This window comes from Acinetobacter sp. LMB-5 (assembly GCF_001541635.1).
Taxonomy (GTDB): domain Bacteria; phylum Pseudomonadota; class Gammaproteobacteria; order Pseudomonadales; family Moraxellaceae; genus Acinetobacter; species Acinetobacter pittii.
This window is the reverse complement of the sequence record NZ_LRDR01000019.1, coordinates 1-17,626: the sequence shown is the minus strand read 5'-3', so window position 1 is coordinate 17,626 and position 17,626 is coordinate 1. Positions and strand designations below refer to the sequence as shown.

At 40.4% G+C, this 17,626-nt stretch carries 16 protein-coding genes; 14 read left to right on the top strand and 2 right to left on the bottom strand.

Annotation, left to right across the window (positions count from 1 at the left end):
* Positions 1-106: 106 nt before the first annotated feature.
* The 14 genes from AW165_RS17930 to AW165_RS17865 all read left to right on the top strand — a co-directional run bounded on the left by AW165_RS17930 (position 107) and on the right by AW165_RS17865 (position 16,069).
* The gene (locus tag AW165_RS17930; RefSeq protein ID WP_060466629.1) at positions 107-1,216 is read left to right on the top strand and encodes an amidase; all 1,110 of its coding nucleotides are present in this window, start codon (positions 107-109) and stop codon (positions 1,214-1,216) included.
* 36 nt (positions 1,217-1,252) lie between these two features.
* Complete coding sequence (locus AW165_RS17925; RefSeq protein ID WP_081038559.1) at positions 1,253-2,401, top strand: acyl-CoA dehydrogenase family protein; 1,149 nt, start codon at positions 1,253-1,255, stop codon at positions 2,399-2,401.
* 25 nt (positions 2,402-2,426) lie between these two features.
* A complete protein-coding gene (locus tag AW165_RS17920) occupies positions 2,427-2,786 on the top strand; it encodes a hypothetical protein (RefSeq protein ID WP_000387554.1) in 360 nt (119 codons plus the stop codon).
* A gap of 4 nt (positions 2,787-2,790) precedes the next feature.
* Positions 2,791-3,324: a nuclear transport factor 2 family protein gene (locus AW165_RS17915; protein WP_081410724.1), complete on the top strand. Its 534-nt coding sequence runs from the start codon at positions 2,791-2,793 to the stop codon at positions 3,322-3,324.
* A 29-nt stretch (positions 3,325-3,353) separates the two neighbouring features.
* Positions 3,354-4,631, top strand: a complete 1,278-nt coding sequence (locus tag AW165_RS17910) for an aromatic ring-hydroxylating oxygenase subunit alpha (RefSeq protein WP_005074154.1) — start codon at positions 3,354-3,356, stop codon at positions 4,629-4,631.
* A gap of 10 nt (positions 4,632-4,641) precedes the next feature.
* Entirely contained in the window at positions 4,642-5,127 is a 486-nt protein-coding gene (locus AW165_RS17905; RefSeq protein WP_001056940.1) for an aromatic-ring-hydroxylating dioxygenase subunit beta, read from the top strand.
* Positions 5,128-5,137: 10 nt separating this feature from the next.
* Entirely contained in the window at positions 5,138-5,875 is a 738-nt protein-coding gene (locus AW165_RS17900) for an SDR family NAD(P)-dependent oxidoreductase (RefSeq protein WP_060466627.1), read from the top strand.
* Between the two features lie 34 nt (positions 5,876-5,909).
* Complete coding sequence (locus AW165_RS17895) at positions 5,910-6,863, top strand: PDR/VanB family oxidoreductase (RefSeq protein ID WP_060466626.1); 954 nt, start codon at positions 5,910-5,912, stop codon at positions 6,861-6,863.
* Between the two features lie 45 nt (positions 6,864-6,908).
* Positions 6,909-7,865, top strand: a complete 957-nt coding sequence (locus AW165_RS17890; RefSeq protein WP_081410723.1) for a p-hydroxyphenylacetate 3-hydroxylase reductase component — start codon at positions 6,909-6,911, stop codon at positions 7,863-7,865.
* Positions 7,866-8,063: 198 nt separating this feature from the next.
* Positions 8,064-8,978: a transcriptional regulator FeaR gene (gene feaR, locus AW165_RS17885; RefSeq protein WP_001077876.1), complete on the top strand. Its 915-nt coding sequence runs from the start codon at positions 8,064-8,066 to the stop codon at positions 8,976-8,978.
* A 207-nt stretch (positions 8,979-9,185) separates the two neighbouring features.
* Positions 9,186-11,501: a primary-amine oxidase gene (gene tynA, locus AW165_RS17880; protein WP_081410722.1), complete on the top strand. Its 2,316-nt coding sequence runs from the start codon at positions 9,186-9,188 to the stop codon at positions 11,499-11,501.
* Between the two features lie 144 nt (positions 11,502-11,645).
* Positions 11,646-12,863, top strand: a complete 1,218-nt coding sequence (locus AW165_RS17875; protein WP_081410725.1) for a hypothetical protein — start codon at positions 11,646-11,648, stop codon at positions 12,861-12,863.
* 66 nt (positions 12,864-12,929) lie between these two features.
* Positions 12,930-14,537, top strand: coding sequence for a GMC family oxidoreductase (locus tag AW165_RS17870; protein ID WP_060466622.1), 1,608 nt, complete (start codon positions 12,930-12,932; stop codon positions 14,535-14,537).
* Positions 14,538-14,581: 44 nt separating this feature from the next.
* Positions 14,582-16,069: an NAD-dependent phenylacetaldehyde dehydrogenase gene (locus tag AW165_RS17865; protein ID WP_060466621.1), complete on the top strand. Its 1,488-nt coding sequence runs from the start codon at positions 14,582-14,584 to the stop codon at positions 16,067-16,069.
* A 54-nt stretch (positions 16,070-16,123) separates the two neighbouring features.
* Here the strand turns inward: AW165_RS17865 and pcaD are convergent, their stop codons facing one another.
* Together pcaD and AW165_RS17855 are read right to left on the bottom strand one after the other, a co-directional pair.
* Positions 16,124-16,903: a 3-oxoadipate enol-lactonase gene (gene pcaD / locus AW165_RS17860; protein WP_060466620.1), complete on the bottom strand. Its 780-nt coding sequence runs from the start codon at positions 16,901-16,903 to the stop codon at positions 16,124-16,126.
* A gap of 10 nt (positions 16,904-16,913) precedes the next feature.
* Positions 16,914-17,626, bottom strand: a 713-nt coding sequence (locus AW165_RS17855; protein ID WP_081410721.1) for an acetyl-CoA C-acyltransferase, incomplete at its 5' end; no start/stop codon positions are given.

Below are 17,626 nucleotides of genomic sequence, written 5' to 3'. Positions count from 1 at the left end.
ACAAAATTTTGCATATTTCCTTGAGAACAAATTATAAAAAATACTTGACAATTCCATTAAATTTTCCGATATTTTAATTAATGAATAAAAATACATGGAAAAGTGAATGAATATTGTTAGCCAAAGCGTGCACAAAGGAAGTGGCAAGCTCAAGGTCATGGTCAAGGACACAATTGATATTCAAGGTCTAAAAACCATTGCTGGCAGTCGAGCTTTATTAAATGTTGAAGCTGCTCAAGATGATGCCGAGGTTGTTAAAAACATTCTAAAAGCAGATTGTGAAATTATTGCGAAAACAAATTTGCACGAATTGGCTTTTGGTATTACAGGCATTAATCACGCTTTTGGTACACCCATCAATCCTAAATATCCTGAACTTATCCCAGGCGGATCTTCAAGTGGTTCGGCTGCGGCAGTTGCTGCTAAACAAGCTGACTTTACTCTAGGCACAGACACTGGTGGCTCTATTCGTATGCCTGCTGCGTGCTGCGGAGTTTTTGGTTTAAAACCGACTTTTGGTCGCGTGAGCAGAAAAGGTGTATATCCGCCGTCAAGTTCTTTAGATTGCGTTGGCCCTTTTGCAAATTCAGTCGAGATGATTGAAAAGGCCATGCAAATTATTGATCCAACTTTTAAACCTACTGAATTTACTAGTGCACCAAAAATTGCTGTTTTAGATGTAAAAGCAGATGAGGTTGTTTGGAACTGTATTTATCAAGCACTTCAAAAAGCCAATTTACAGACCGTTTTAGAAAAAGTTGAATACTTTGAAGCGGCTTATGACGCAGGCATGCAGATTATTAATTATGAAAATTGGCAAGCTTTTGGTGAATTAACTCAAACGGGTTTAATTGGTTCTGATGTAAATGGTCGTTTATTAAAAGCGGCACACACCACTTTAGAGCAAGTAAAACAAGCAGAAGTTGTGAGAGCGCAGCTGACCCAAGAACTCGATGCTTTATTAGAAAAATATGATGCATTGGTTCTACCGACACTTCCGCAAATTCCACCGAAAGTTTCTGAAGCTGAAAATACAGTCGCTTTTTTGAATCTTACAGCTTTAGTTCGACCATTTAATTTATCAGGTCATCCAGCCATTTCAGTGCCACTTGAAACCAGTGAAGGTTTACCAGTGGGTTTACAGATCGTATCGAAGCATCAAAAAGATGAGCAATTATGCGCTATAGCTAAATTTTGTGTTGATGCAATGCAATAAATTACAAGGAGTTAGATGATGAATAAGTTGTCTAAAATGGAGTTTGCTTCTCAAGACAAAGCAGTTGACTTAGATGCTTTGTGCCAAGAAATTCGTGAGCGTGCCTGTGCAGGTGAGTTTGATAATCAGGCCTACGTGAGCCAAGACATTATCGAAAAACTTAAACAGATTGGTGTTTATCGTGCCTTGGTGCCTAAACGTTTTGGCGGTGAAGAATGGTCTCCTCGGCAATTTTGTGAGTTGATCGAGACTTTATCTAAAGCTGATGGTTCAGTGGGTTGGGTGGCAAGTTTCGGTATGAGCCCTGCGTATTTAGGAAGTTTGCCAGAAGAAACGCTTAAAGAGTTATACCAAAACGGGCCAGATGTGGTGTTTGCCGGAGGTATTTTTCCACCCCAACCTGCCGAAATTACCGATGAAGGTGTGGTGGTGCGTGGAAGATGGAAATTTTCCAGCGGTTGTATGGGTGCTGACATTGTTGGCGTGGGGATTTCACCGCTTAAAAATAATGAAATGCAAGGCTTACCTCGCATGGCAGTGATGCCTGCGAAAAAAGCCAAAATTGAAATGACTTGGGACACAGTTGGCCTAAAAGGTACAGGAAGCCATGATTTAGTCGTTGAAGATGTATTGGTCGAAAAGAAATGGACCTTTGTTCGGGGTGAACCTTCAAAACTAAGCGAGCCTTTTTTTAAATATCCGTCCCTGTCTTTAGCGACTCAAGTATTAACCGTGGTGGGTATTGGGGTTGCAGCTGCCGCATTAGAAGAATTTGAAAAATTGGCGCCGGGTAAAGCATCCATTACAGGCGGTTCAGAAATTGCCAACCGCCCCGTGACTCAATATGAGTTTGCTCAGGCTGATGCAGAGTTTCAGGCTGCAAAGTCTTGGTTTTATCAAACCATGGACATTGTTTGGAATGAAATTATTGCTGGTCGTGAAGCAACTGCTGAACAAATTAGCGATATGCGTCTGGCATGTACCCATGCAGCTCGAGTTTGCGCCAAAGTCACCCGAAAAATGCAAATGCTTGCGGGCATGACAGCAATTTATACCAACAATCCATTTAGCCGTTTTGTGAATGACACCAACGTGGTGACTCAGCATGCCTTTATGGGTGATGCAACTTTACAAAATGCAGGCTCAATCAGTTTCGGGTTAAAACCAACCCCAGGTTATTTATAAGTTTAATTTTTAAAAGGATATTGAGATGGAAGCTAAAAAATCATTACGCGTTTTGTTCTGCATGGGTATTAACCAAAACTTTTTTGACGCAGAGCCAGCTGAAGCAAAAGCGGTTTGGGCAGCGTTTGGTGAAATGTGGAATGGCATTCATGACTTACCGGGCGTGCATGTTTTTGGAAATCTTGATGATGACCAAAGCATGGTTGGCCCAAGTGCAGGTTGGCCTTGGACAACCTACTTGCTTGCAGATGTTCCGGATATTGAAACCGTACACGCGGCTTGTAACTTGTTTAGAACGACTGTGGTGGGTGAAGGTCCATACAAACTTTGGAAATATTGCAAAGTTGAAGCTCGTGTTGGGCGTGAATTGATTATTCAACGTTAAGGCGATGGCAATGAATGACAAAGTGAATATTGCAAAAATCATAGAACGGCTAGAACAGTTAGAAGCGCACAATGCTATCCGTAACTGCCTGAACCGTTATATGGAAATCTGTGACGAGCTTAATGCAAATACAGACCTTGATGAGCTAATGAATCTTTTTGATCAGGACTGTATTTGGGAAGGTATTGGCGAGAAATATGCCAAATCTTTTGGCCGTTATGATTCTTGGCAGTCGATTTACGACATGTTTAAAAGCTATACCCAAAAAGAATCTCACTTTGTTATGAATGCACACTTTGTAAATTCAGAACAAATTTATGTAAATCAAAATGATGCAAATGCTTCATGGCTCATGTTGCAAACTTCAACCTTTAAAGATGGCCGTAGTCATCTGAATACAGCAAAGCTCAATGTGAAGTTTCAAAAGCAAGCAGATGGAACATGGAAAATTAAACATTTCCAAACACAGAATATTTTCAGTCGTCCCGTATCGCATTGGCACACTGAAGCTGAATTGCCGGTACCTTCCCAGGAATGACCCAGGACATATTTAAAAGGACTATTGATATGAACAGTATTATCCCAACGCATAACATTGGCATTGATTACGATGCTTTGGTTCAAAGTGACCGTGCTCATACTTCTCTTTATAAAGATGAACGTATTTTTGATGAAGAAATGGAAAAAATCTTTTATAGCACTTGGGTCTGGGTTGCGCATGCCAGCGAAATTCCAGAAGGCGGAAGCTATAAAACGATTAACATCGGTAAACAGCCTGTTGTGGCGGTACGTGACCGTAAAAAGAAAGTCCATGTACTTTTAAACCGTTGTCGTCACCGTGCAGCAACCGTATGTGAACATAAAAAAGGAAAAACCAATAGTTTTGTATGCCCGTACCACGGTTGGAGTTATGCACTTGACGGTAGTTTACGTGGTGTACCATCTCCGGAAAGCTACGGCGATTGTTTAGATAAATCAGAATTGCCACTGGTGAGTCTACGGGTAGAAGAATATAACGGGATGATCTTCGCTTCATTTAAAGAAGACATTCAACCGCTTGAAGAGTTCCTTGGGCCTGCAAAAAAATGGATTGACCTATTTATGAAACAGGGCGCGGGTTATCCAATTAAAGTGTTGGGTGAACACCGTTTCCGTTTCCCGGGTAACTGGAAAATCCAGCTTGAAAATACCACCGATGCATATCACTTCCCGTTGGTACATAAGTCATTCTTAAGTTCTGTAGATGAAAAAACAGAAGAACTCTTTAACTTCGAAAATCAGCCGGGCTTTGTTGAAGACTTAGGTAATGGTCACAGTGTTATGGTGATGATTCCTGAACTGGTTGATCTAGACGAAGAGCTTATGGAGCGACCAATTCAAGAGCGCTTTGAAGACTTGGCTCAAGCTTTGCGTGACGAAGGGCATGAAGAGTTAGAAGTACGCCGTATTGTTCGTGCAGTCGGTGGTTCTGGATTTAACTTAAATTTATTCCCGAATATTGCATGTTCAATGGCGTTCTTCCGTGTGTTACAGCCAATCTCAGTTGCTGAAACAGAAATTCATCACTCGGTGATTACGATGGATGGCGGTCCGCAAATTGCCAATCAATATCGCTTACGTTTGCATGAACATTTCCAAGGTCCATTTGGTTTTGGTACACCAGATGACTCGGAAGCTTGGGAACGCGTACAACACGGTGCCAATGCTGGTAATGATTTATGGATCATGTTGAACCGCGGTTTGCCGGGCGAAGTCAAAACTGAAGATGGCTTAAAAAGTGATGTCAGTGCTGAAACAGGTATGCGCGCAGCATACCAGCAGTGGAAAAAGATGATGACGGCTTAAGGAGAGAGCAATGAATATGAATCTGCAATTATTAAATGAAGTCACTGCTTTCATCTGGGCTGAAGCAGATATGTTAGACCACAGCGAATATCGTGAATGGCTCAATTTATGGAATGAAAAAGGGGTTTATATCATTCCGATTGACCCGAACCTCACAGACTACGAAAACAACTTAAATTATGCCTATGACGATAATCATATGCGTACTTTACGTGTACAGCGTCTTGAAAATGGTGAGGCAATTTCTACGGCACCGAAGGCGAATACGGTACGCAGTATTTCGCGAGTACGAGTCATTCAAGACCAAGATGATGAAATCGTTTTACGCTGTGCTCAGAACTTACGTGAATTCCGTAAAGAAAACCTCAAGCATTACACCGCAGATATTACTTACCATTTGACTCGTGATGCCGATACTGGTTTTAAGATTAACCGTAAAATCATTAACTTGGTTAACTCAACCGATACCTTAGCTGGTATTAGCTACATTCTTTAGGAGCGGTAACATGAAACAGGTTGTTTTAGTGACAGGTGCTGCTTCTGGACTCGGTAATGTGATTGCTGAATATTTTGCGAGCCAAGGCCATCAAGTGATTTTGTCGGCAAGTACGCTTGAAAAAGCCGAGAATGCTAAGGCACAAAGTCAATATGCACAAAATATGTTTCCCTTGAAATTAGATATTTCAGTTGAGGCAGATTTTCATGCAGCGGTGCAATGGATTGAAGAGAAATTTTCTAAACTTGATGTGCTAATTAACAATGCCACCGTCACCAAAGCAACGCCAGTATTAGAAATTACCGCAGCTGATTTTGATTGGGTGACCCAAGTTAACCAACGCGGCACCTTTCAGGCTTGCCAAATTATTGGCCAATATATGGCGAAAAAAGGCTATGGACGCATCATTAATATGGCGTCGTTAGCAGGACAAAACGGTGGTACTGCAACAGGTGCACACTATGCGGCAACCAAAGGCGCGATTGTGACGTTAACCAAAATTTTTGCCAAAGAGTTTGCGGCAAAAGGGGTGACGGTTAATGCAGTTGCACCGGGACCGATGGAATCACCAATCGTTCATAGTGTGGTGCCAGACGAAAAAATGGAACAGTTCATCCAGAATATTCCGGTTAAATCCTTAGGAAGTATGCACTTTATTGCTGAAACTTGTAGGTTGCTTGCGAGTCCAAATGCGGGGTTTGTGACTGGTGCAACATGGGATATTAACGGTGGTTTATTCATGCGCTAAGCCACGAGCTTACGCATGAAAAGGGAGTTAAATCATGACTACACTTTATGATGTTGTCGTTAAAAATCGCCATGTGGAAGGTGGAAATATTGCAGTCATGGAATTTGAATCTGCAACTTCTGCAACATTGCCAAAAGTTGAAGCGGGTGCGCATATTGATGTGCACTTACCAAATGGTATGGTGCGCCAATATTCACTTTGCCAAAATCCAAATGAGGAAGGTAAGTTTCGCCTTGGAATTTTACGTGACCCTGAATCACGTGGTGGCTCAGTCTCGGCTTTTGATGAAATTAAAGATGGCATGCAAATTCAGGTCAGTGAACCGAAAAATTTATTTCCACTTTTAAAAGCTAAACACAGCGTATTGATTGGCGGTGGAATTGGAATTACGCCGTTAATCACGATGGCCTATCAACTTGCACATGAAGGTGCATCGTTCGAGCTTCACTACTGCGGCGCTAGCCCAGAAAACTGTGCTTTTGTTGATGAAATTAAAAATGGTGAGTTAGCACAATACACAACTTTCCATTTTAAATCCGAAGGCGCAAGCCATAGAGCATTTTTTGAATCTGCCATCAAAGATATTGACCTTGAGAGCCATATTTACACCTGTGGTCCAGTCGGCTTCATGGACTGGGTGATTAATCTTGCCACGACTCACGATTTTCCTGAACAGCAAATCCACAAAGAATATTTCCAAGTTGAAACAGACACCTCGGGAGATTCATTTGAGGTGGTGGCTGAGCGTAGCGGAAAAATCATTATGGTTGAAGCTGGTGAAACCATTTTGCAGGCTTTGGCTAAAGAAGGCATCGACATTGAAATGTCTTGCGAGCAAGGCGTATGCGGAACCTGTATGTGCGATGTAATTGAAGGCGAACCTGATCATCGAGATGTTTATTTTACTGACGAAGAAAAAGCCAGTAATGAACAAATATTGGTGTGCTGTTCGCGTTCTAAAACACCGAGACTAGTTTTAGATATCTAATGCTCTCGCGATTTATATGGATGTAAGAGAAGGTTTAGGAGAAAGATGATGAATGTATTACAACAAATAGATGAGTTTACGGTCGATCCACTACAGTTCCGACGAGCATTAGGAAATTTTGCAACAGGCGTTACCATTATTACTGCACAAAATGCACAAGGTGAGAAAGTCGGTGTAACCGCAAATAGTTTTAACTCGGTGTCACTCGACCCACCACTTATTTTGTGGAGTATTGATAAAAAATCTTCAAGTTTTTCAGTATTTGAAGAGGCGACACATTTTGCAGTCAATATTTTATCAGGCACACAAATTGAGCTGTCTAATAAGTTTTCGAGACGCAATATTGATAAATTTGCAGACACCAATTTTCAACTTGGTGCAGGACGTGCACCAATCTTAGAAAATTGTTCTGCGGTGTTTGAGTGCGAACGCTATCAAGTGATTGAAGGTGGTGACCATTGGATTATTGTTGGCAAAGTGGTTCGTTTCCATGACCAAGGTCGAAGCCCACTGGTCTACCATCAAGGCGCATATTCTTGTGTCATGCCGCATCCGAGCCTTCAAGTTAAACAAACTGAACAAAACGGCGTAGACCAAACACATTATGGGCACTTATATAATAATGTTTGCTATTTGATGAGTCGTGCTTTTAAAGCTTATCAAACCGACTATATTCCTAAGCAAATGGCTTCTGGTTTCCGTACCAGTGAATCACGTCTTTTACTCGTTTTAGCCAGTGGTACTGCTTCAAGTAAGGAAGATTTACCGCGTGATATTGCTATGCCAATGCAGGAAGTTGAAAGATCGGCTGAAATTCTAAAATTTGAAGGATTATTAGTTGATCACGATAATTTATACGCACTAACGGAAAAGGGTAAACAAACGGCGCAGTATTTGTTTGATATTGCCGATAGCCACCAAAATGAAGTGTTTAAAAAGTATTCTGATGAGCAAAAGGATATTTTTATTACCATGCTGCGAGATTTTGCAGGAGTAGCATAAGTCCCATTAAGCTGATAAATTGAATTGATTTATCAGCTTCTTCACATCTAGCTGACTATCATCAAAACAATTCCAAGGATAAGGAATTTTTGGCACACAATTTGTTTATCAATAAAACAAGATTGCAAATAAGCCAAGACAGTGCACCACCACAAACGCAAAATTTTGAGCGGTTGCACATGTATAGAGAGGTAAGGGATGAACCAATATGTAAGCGATGCATTACTCACATGGACGCACCATATTAAAAGTGTGTGCGGCAATTTTGAAACCGATTTTGACGGAACCCGTAATTTATTCATTGGTGAAGTTCAGTGCTTTTTATTGGGCGATACCGAAATTGCTTTTATCAAAAACAATGCAAATAAAATTGTCCGGAAAGCCGATGAAATCGATCGAGTGAATAATCGTTTTTGTTTTTTGATTTTGCAGTATTCGGGAAAAATGCTGCTCGAATATAAAAATGAGACACTCAGCCTGAATGAAGGCGATATTGTGTTGGTCGACCCGGTCGAAACAATTTCGATGTATCCGCAAGGTTTGGTAAGTCAGATTTCAGTCCATCTGTCGCGTGAAAAATTACTGAAAGAAAATATTAGTACTGAATATTTTGGAAAACTGATTACTCAAAATATGAGTGGTTTTTTACTCAAGAATATTTTGAAAAATATGTCTGCTGAAAACATCAAACTTTGGTACGCAACCGAAGACGGTAATGCCTTTGAAGATGCACTGATTGCCTTAATCAAACCTACAATCAATTATAAAAATATTAATAGCTCCAATAATCTAATGGAAAAAGCCGAGCGTTATATTATAGAAAACTTAGCAAAACCAGATTTAACACCTAAATTAATTGCAGAGCATATTGGAGTATCGCTACGTCATCTCTACCGTTTGTTCCTTCAAGAAAATTTATCTATTAACAAATATATACAGCTTAAACGCCTAGAAAAAGTCAAAGCGGATTTGCTTGATAAAAAGAACAAACAGAGTTCGATTACCCAAATTGCCTTGAAGTGGGGTTTCTGGGACGGTGCTCATTTTTCAAAGATCTTTAAAAAAACATATGGTATCTCTCCTAAAGAATTTAGAGAGGGTATGTCAGTTTAATTTTTCATCTTTGAATGTCATTTTTAGACAAATTCGACGTCATTCTTGAACAAGCTAGCCCTATGTAACTATGTTGAAATTAAATTCATTAGAGCAGGTTAGATAAGCTTAATAACCATAAAACTATTAAGTTGGTCTAATGAATTTCACTCACAGGAAGTGCATTTTAACTATCTGATTCAGATAGTTCAGGGATAGATGAAAAGGATGAAACCAATGCGTAAACAACGATTATTGAATGACATACAAAAAATACTGGCACTTAACTTATCAATAGCTGCAAGCTTTTGGGGACTCAATACTCAAGCGTTTGCTCATGGTGGACATGCCGAAATGGTCTCACTTTATCAAAACATGAGTGAGCAAGGCGCTAAAGTTGTCAAAGATGATTTTACCAATACCTATACAATTACCAAAGGTTCTATGGTGGTTCGGGCCAAACCCAATTCAGATCAGGTTTTGGTGAATGGCAAACCTTTCAAACTCAGCGTGCCTTTATTAATTAAGGATGGTAAGCCTGTTATTGGAAAAGATTTTTTTAATGAAGTATTCCAGTCTGGGTTAGATCAAACTTTTAAAATTGAAAATACGTTTCATCCACTCAATAGCTTAAACTCTGACGAAATTAAAAAGACCTTTGATGTGATTAACCGCTCGAAATACGCTTATAAAAATATGCGTTTTGCCGAGTTAAAGCTTAAAGAGCCTGAAAAAGCCAAAGTTTGGGATTACTTCATTAATCACAAAGAATTTAAAGAAGTTCGTATGGCCTCATTTATTTTATTAAAAGGCAACCAAGCGATTGAAGGTGAAGTTAATCTTAACACTCAACAAGTCACAAAATGGAATGTACTTAAAGACACTCATGGAATGGTATTGCTCGATAATTTTGAAGCCGTACAACGTGTAATTGAAACGAGTAAAGAATATCAAGACGCGTTACGGAAACGCGGCATTACCGATGTGAAGAAAGTGATTGCTACACCGCTAACTGTTGGATATTTTGGCGGTAAAGATGGTCTGGACAAACAACTCAATATATTAAAAGTTGTTGCTTACCTTGATGTCGGTGATGGTAACTACTGGGCGCATCCTATTGAAAATTTAGTTGCTGTAGTGGATTTAGATAAAGAAAAAATTATCAAGATTGAAGAAGGCGCAATCATTCCTGTGCCAATGGCAAATCGACCTTATATGTCCAATAAACCCATAGCAAGTAAGCTAAAACCACTCAATATTACTGAACCTGAGGGCAAAAACTTTAGCATTACAGGTCAAACCATACATTGGGGGAATTGGTGTTTGCATGTGGCCTTAGATTCTCGTGTTGGCTTACAGCTTTCAACCGTGACGTATAAAGATAAAGGCGTGAAGCGTAAAGTCATGTATGAAGGCAACTTGGGGGGGATGGTGGTTCCATATGGCGACCCTGATATTGGTTGGTACTTCAAATCTTATTTGGATTCTGGCGAATATGGTATGGGAACACTTACCTCATCTATTCTTCCGGGAACAGATGCACCCGACAACGCTGTTTTACTTGATGCTGTGATTGCAGATTACAAAGGCCAGCCACAAGTGATTCCAAATGCTATTGCTGTATTTGAACGTTATGCTGGGCCTGAATATAAACATCACGAAATTTTTGGTAACCAAGATGCGAGTGAAGCCCGCCGTGAACTTGTTGTGCGCTGGATTAGTACAGTGGGGAACTATGATTACATGTTTGACTGGGTATTTGCCCAAAATGGTGTAATTGGGATTAATGCAGGTGCAACAGGTATTGAAGCTGTTAAAGGCGTTAAATCACGCACCATGCATGACAGTACCGCCAAAGAAGACACCAAATATGGAACTTTAATTGACCATAATATTGTGGGTACAACGCATCAGCACATCTATAACTTCCGCTTAGACATGGATGTGGATGGGGAAAATAATAGCTTTATGCATATGGACCCTGTGGTGAAAGCCAATGACAAAGGCGGTGTTCGTACTAGCACGATGCAAATTGACAGTAAAGTCATTACGAATGAGCAAAATGCGGCTGAAAAATTTGACCCATCCACTATTCGCTTACTCACGAATTTCAACAAGGAAAATAAATTAGGTAATCCAGTTTCTTACCAATTGATTCCGTTTGCAGGTGGAACACACCCTGTGGCAAAAGGAGCCAATTTTTCTAAAGATGAATGGTTATTTAAACGTTTGAACTTTATGGATAAGCAAATTTGGGTGACTCAGTACAATCCAGACGAACGCTACCCTGAAGGGAAATATTCAAATCGTTCGACTCATGACACAGGGTTAGGACAGTTCATTGGCAACAATGAGAATATTGAAAATAAAGATCTTGTGGTGTGGATGACAACAGGCACAACTCATGTGGCACGTGCTGAAGAATGGCCAATTATGCCAACAGAATGGGTGAATACGCTCATCAAACCTTGGAACTTCTTTGACAGCACCCCGACTTTAAACTTGGGTGAAGAAGAGCAAAACACTCAGCACGACCATCACTAAACGGGTGCATGATCTAGAGTGGGTAACGAATCGATTACCCACACTTGAGCACGGTTAGGCGGTTCGCAAAAAAGGAATTTCTCAATGAAAAATTTATTTTCTCAGGTTGTGAGAGGGACTCTCTTTGTCTCATTTTTTTCAACTGTGCATGCTGGTGAGCTTGAAATTAAGTCAATTTTTGAAGCAACTTTTGGGACTTTTAGTAGCGGTAAAAGCTATAACGGCGAAAACCTAGATGATGAAAGAGTCAATTGGCAAGAAGGTCATCTTAAATATGGTGCGAAGGGAAACTACACCTTTAAAAACAATCAGCTCTATGCAAGCTTGAGCGGTATTAGCTCGGCAACATTTGGTGATGGAGACGCAGGCCAAAATAGTAATGGCAAAGAACGTAAAACAGATGTGAATGAATGGATCATTGGTTTTAAAGACGGCACCAATAAAGATGAGTTAACGACCTACGATTTAAGTATTGGTCGACAAAATATCATGATTGGTGATGGGTTCTTCATTGCGGGTGATGCGTTAAATCTTGGTAAAGCGCCTGCGGATGGCACACTAGATCGTGGCGGAGCATATTATTTGGCAGCTCGTCGAAGCTTTGATTTTACAAGTTTGCTTCAATACAAACCGCAAGAGAATACAACCCTTAAGTTGGCTTATTTAAAATCGGACAATAAAGCACAATTTTCCCCACAACTCTTTGTGACTGATCTGATGTATCAGCTTAAAGATAAGGGCGTTGGGTTTACCTATTTAAACGTATTAGATCTTAAAGATGCTGAACAGGTTTCAGGACGACAAGACCTTAAAAATTATGCTTTACGTTTGAATTATCAGCCTTTACCAGAACTACAAGTTAAAACTGAGTTTGTGGTTCAAGATAAAAAAGATGGCCAAGAAAATGCTGGCTATTTAGCGCTGAACTATAACTTTTTATCTTCAAAATATACGCCCTCATTAGGCTACCGTTTTAGTCATTTTTCAGACCAATACGACCCTATGTTTTATGGAAATACAGTCGGCTTTGGTACATGGTTTCAGGGCGAAGTTGCCGGAAATTATGCTGGTCCATTCAATAAAAATGCCGATATTCATCAAGTTTCTTACATGATGAATTTGAAAGAAAATTTTATGTTGGGTGCTTTGGCCTATAAGTTCAAAACAGTAAATAAATCTTTAACTAATGTAGATGGACATGAATTAGATGTCTTTTCAGTCTGGTCGGTTAATAAAAAATTCAATGTTATTCCTTTAATTGGGCTCTATAAACCAAAACACGATATTCATAGTGGCGGTACACAAAACTACGATGACAAAACCAATGTCTATGCGCAGTTAATTCTGCAATACATCTATTAAATCAAAGCGAAGGAGACCGTGTTTACTGGCGGTGCATTCATAGAAATAAAATTAGGATGAAATCAGATGAATCAACAATATGACTATATCGTGATTGGTGCTGGCTCAGCAGGTTGTGTGGTCGCAGCACGACTATTAGAAGCCAAGGCAGGGCGTGTTCTTGTTCTAGAGGCTGGAAGCCGAGATAGTAGTATGTTTCATACTATACCTGCAACAGTAGTTAAAGTATTCCAGCAAAAATCATGGCAATACATGACCGTTCCACAGAAATATTGTAATCATCGTGAAATGATCCTTGCACAAGGAAAAGTGTTGGGAGGTGGAAGCTCGGTTAATGGCATGATCTATTGCCGAGGCCAACGACAGGATTATGATTTATGGTCCTCGGAATGGGGATGCAATCAGTGGTCTTATCAACATGTGCTGCCTTTTTTTAAGAAAGCAGAAAAAAATGAAAGTCTTGCTGATGAATATCACGGACAAGATGGCATTTTACCTGTCAGTGAAAACCGTTATCGCCATCCTTTAACACTTGCTTGTATTAAAGCAGGTCAACAAATGGGGATGAATTATGTCAATGATATTAATGGTTGGGATCAGGCGGGGGTAGGGTTTTATCAAACTACTACTCAAAATGGTTCTCGGGCGAGTACCTCAAAAACTTATTTAAAGTCAGTCGAAAACCACCCGTATCTTACGGTGATTACTGATGCTTTAGTCCATAAAATTGAAACTCAAGGTGATCAGGTTACTGGGGTGACTTATAGCGTTGGGGGAAAATCACCGATTACGGTACAGGCTCAAAAAGAAGTCATTCTGAGTGCTGGTGCAATTGGTAGTCCTAAGGTTTTATTACTTTCGGGAATTGGCCCAAAACAGCATTTAGATGAGCTCGGCATTGAATGTATTCGTGACTTACCTGTAGGTGATAATTTTCACGATCATTTGCATATGTCGGTTAATGCGACAGTAACAACCAATAACAGCCTGCTCGGTGAAGACCACGGTTTAGCCGCAGTACGACACTTTTTACAATGGTGTTTTACACGTTCAGGATTGCTAACCACTAATATTTTAGAAGGTGGTGGTTTTATTGATACAAACAACAATGGTCGACCTGATGTCCAATTTCATTTTTTACCTGTGCTGGATAATTTCGATAATACCCCCGGTGAAAAAGCAGCGGCTCAGGCACATGGCCTTACCATTAAAGTCGGACATGTACAGCCAAAAGCACGTGGGACTTTACGGTTAAGCAGTAAAGATCCAAAAGATTTGCCTGTCATTGACCCTAATTATTTAGGCCATCAAGAAGATATTGACGCAAATATCCGTGCGGTACAGGCCGGACTTCGCCTATTACAACAACCAGCATTGAAAGCGATTGTCAAAGAAGTCGTTGAGCCTGCAAATATCGATCCTGATGATATTGAAGCGATTGATAAATGGATGCGTCAGAACATTAAAACGGTTTATCACCCCGCAGGTAGCTGCAAAATGGGCAATGCTCCGCAAGATTCGGTCACAGATCAGACACTTAAAGTACATGGTTTTAAAAACTTACGTGTGGTGGATTGTTCTATTTGCCCACAAGTTCCAAGTGGTAATACCAATGCAATTGCCATCATGATTGGTGAACGTGGTGCAGACTTTATTTTGAATCAGGTCGCGTAGTTGCTGTCATAACAAAAGTTTAGAAATGAAAAGAGGAAAAGAAAATGAGTGAAGTTCAGATTTTAGAAAGCGTACAGCAATTTATGGCACGTCAACATGGACATTTTATTGATGGAAAATTAGTTGCTGCCGAGCTTTTAGATAAAGTGGATATTGTGAATCCATCGACTGAACAGGTTGTTGCTCAAATCAGTATAGGCAGTCAACAGGATGTGGAAAATGCGGTGAAAAGTGCTGAACATGCTTTTCAAAATGCTTGGGCTGAAACTACACCGTACGAACGTGGCGTTAAACTAAATAAGTTGGCAGATTTAATTGAACAACATGGTGAAGAACTTGCACAGCTCGAGACGTTGTCTACAGGAAAGCTTATCAATATTTCAAGACACCTTGAAGTCGCACAATCTGTTATTTTCTTGAGATATTTTGCTGGTTGGGCAACTAAAATTAATGGTCAAACTATGCAACCCTCTATTCCTTCTATGCAAGGTGAGAAATATACAGCCTTTACTTTAAGACAACCGATTGGTGTGGTTGCAGGGATTGTGCCTTGGAATTTTTCACTCATGATTGGTGTTTGGAAAATCGGTTCAGCTTTAACAACGGGTTGTACCATTGTGCTTAAACCTAGTGAATTTGCCAGCTTATCTTTATTACGTTTAGCCGAACTTGCGATTGAAGCAGGTATTCCAGCTGGTGTAATTAATGTGGTTACGGGTAAGGGCGATACAGGGCAATATTTAATTGAGTCGCCACTCGTTAAGAAAGTCTCGTTTACAGGTTCAGTACCAACAGGCATTGCGATTGGTAAGCTCGCGATGAGCAGTGATTTAACCCGTGTAAGTCTGGAACTGGGTGGTAAAAATGCAATAGCCGTTTTGGCCGATGCAAATATTGATGAGATTTTACCAACTTTATTACAAGCAACTTTTGTACATCAAGGTCAAGTTTGTGCATCCCCCGAGCGTTTTTTTGTACATCACACAAAACATGATGAACTAGTCGAGAAACTCTCGAAAGCACTCTCCCAGTTCAAAATTGGATCGGCTATGGATGAAGGAAGTATGTTTGGTCCACTCTCTAATCAGCCACATTTTAATAAAGTGAAACATTATTTAGATATGGCTAAAGCCAACAACCAGATTATTGCTGGTGGTAAGGCTCTAGATCAGACAGGGTATTTTGTACAACCGACTTTAATTTCCTTTAAAAATACGGATGATCCTTTATTTTCAGAGGAAACTTTTGGTCCAGTAGTCGGGGTAATGCCATTCGAAACTGACGAAGAACTCGTTCAACTGATGAATCAGTCGCGCTTTGGTTTAACCGCAAGTATTTGGACAAATGACCTATCTAAAGCTTTACGTTTAATTCCTAAAATTGAAGCAGGCACCTTGTGGGTCAATATGCATACGTTCTTAGATCCATCAGTTCCATTTGGTGGGGTAAAAGCTTCAGGAATTGGTAGAGAGTTTTCAGATGCATTTATCGAAGATTACACCGAATTAAAATCGGTTATGATTCGTTATTAAGTTTCTACGAGATATAAAAAATGGCCTCTATAGGCCATTTTTTGAATCATTAAATTAACCTAATAAAAAATCCTTTAGGATTTTATTAAAAGCTTCTGGCTGTTCTACATTAGAAATATGAGAGGCATTTATTTCTGCAAGTTTTGATTGCGGAATACGTTGCTGCATAAACTCGCCATCTGCAACTGTAGTTACTGGGTCTTGAGTTCCAGCAACCACTAATACAGGAATTTTGATGTCTTTTAACTGCTCACGGACATCCGCTTTAGCCAAAGCCTCACAACAATTGGCATAACCCATTGCGCTGCCAGCACTTAAGTCGTTACACAGGTTGTTGACAATTGAAGGGTGACTTTGGATAAAGGGATCTGTAAACCATCGCGAAGCAGCTGTAGCGGCGATTGGTTGTAAACCTTGCTCACGTACTAATTTTGCACGGTCAAGCCATGCCTGTTCTTGTCCAATTTTAGCGGCAGTATTTGCCACAATTACATGACTAAAACGGTCAGGGTAGTGAATCGCAAGCCATTGACCGGTTAAACCACCCATAGAAATACCACAAAAAGCAGCTTTGCTAACATTCAGATGATCCAGTAAACGGACAACATCTTCACCTAATTGCTCTACCGTATATGGGCCGTTAGGGGTAGATGATGAACCATGACCACGAGTATCATAGCAGATCACAAAAAATTGATTTTTTAATTCATTAAACTGTTTTTGCCACATGCCATAGTTAGTGCCCAAAGAATTGGAAAACACCAGCGCAGGGGAAGATGGCTCACCAAAAGTTTGATAGTTAATTTGTGCATCAGCAGATTGAAAAGATGGCATTTGTTTCTCCTTAAAGTGCTTGAACACGTTCAATAATCAATGCGATGCCTTGGCCCACGCCAATACACATTGAACACAAAGCGTAATGACCACCTGTTTGTTCAAGCTGGTTTAAGGCTGTAGTGACTAGGCGTGCACCTGATGCACCAAGTGGATGACCCAATGCAATGGCACCACCATTTGGATTTACCTTGTCAGAATCATCTGGCAAACCTAAATCACGAGTGACGGCCAAAGCTTGTGCAGCAAAAGCTTCATTTAGCTCAATTACATCCATCTGCTCTAAAGTTAGGTTAGCTTGTTTAAGTAATTTTTTAATGGCTGGTGCTGGAGCAAAGCCCATAATGCGTGGTTCTACACCGACTGCTGTCGAAGCAATGATCTTGGCACGTGGTTTGAGGTTATAAGCCTGAAGTGCTTCATCAGATGCAATCAGCAGAGCGGCTGCGCCATCGTTGATGCCTGAAGCATTACCCGCAGTAACTGTGCCATCTGCTTTAACCACAGGTTTAAGTTTGCTTAAACCTTCAAGGGTGGTCGATGCACGTGGATGCTCATCGGTATCAATCACAACAGCATCGCCCTTACGCTGAGGGATTTCAACTGCCACGATTTCTTTAGAAAAAAAGCCTTTGGCTTGCGCGCTTGCGGTGCGTTGTTGGCTCACCAAGGCAAACTGGTCCTGATCTGCACGATTCACTTTAAACTGTTCAGCCACGTTTT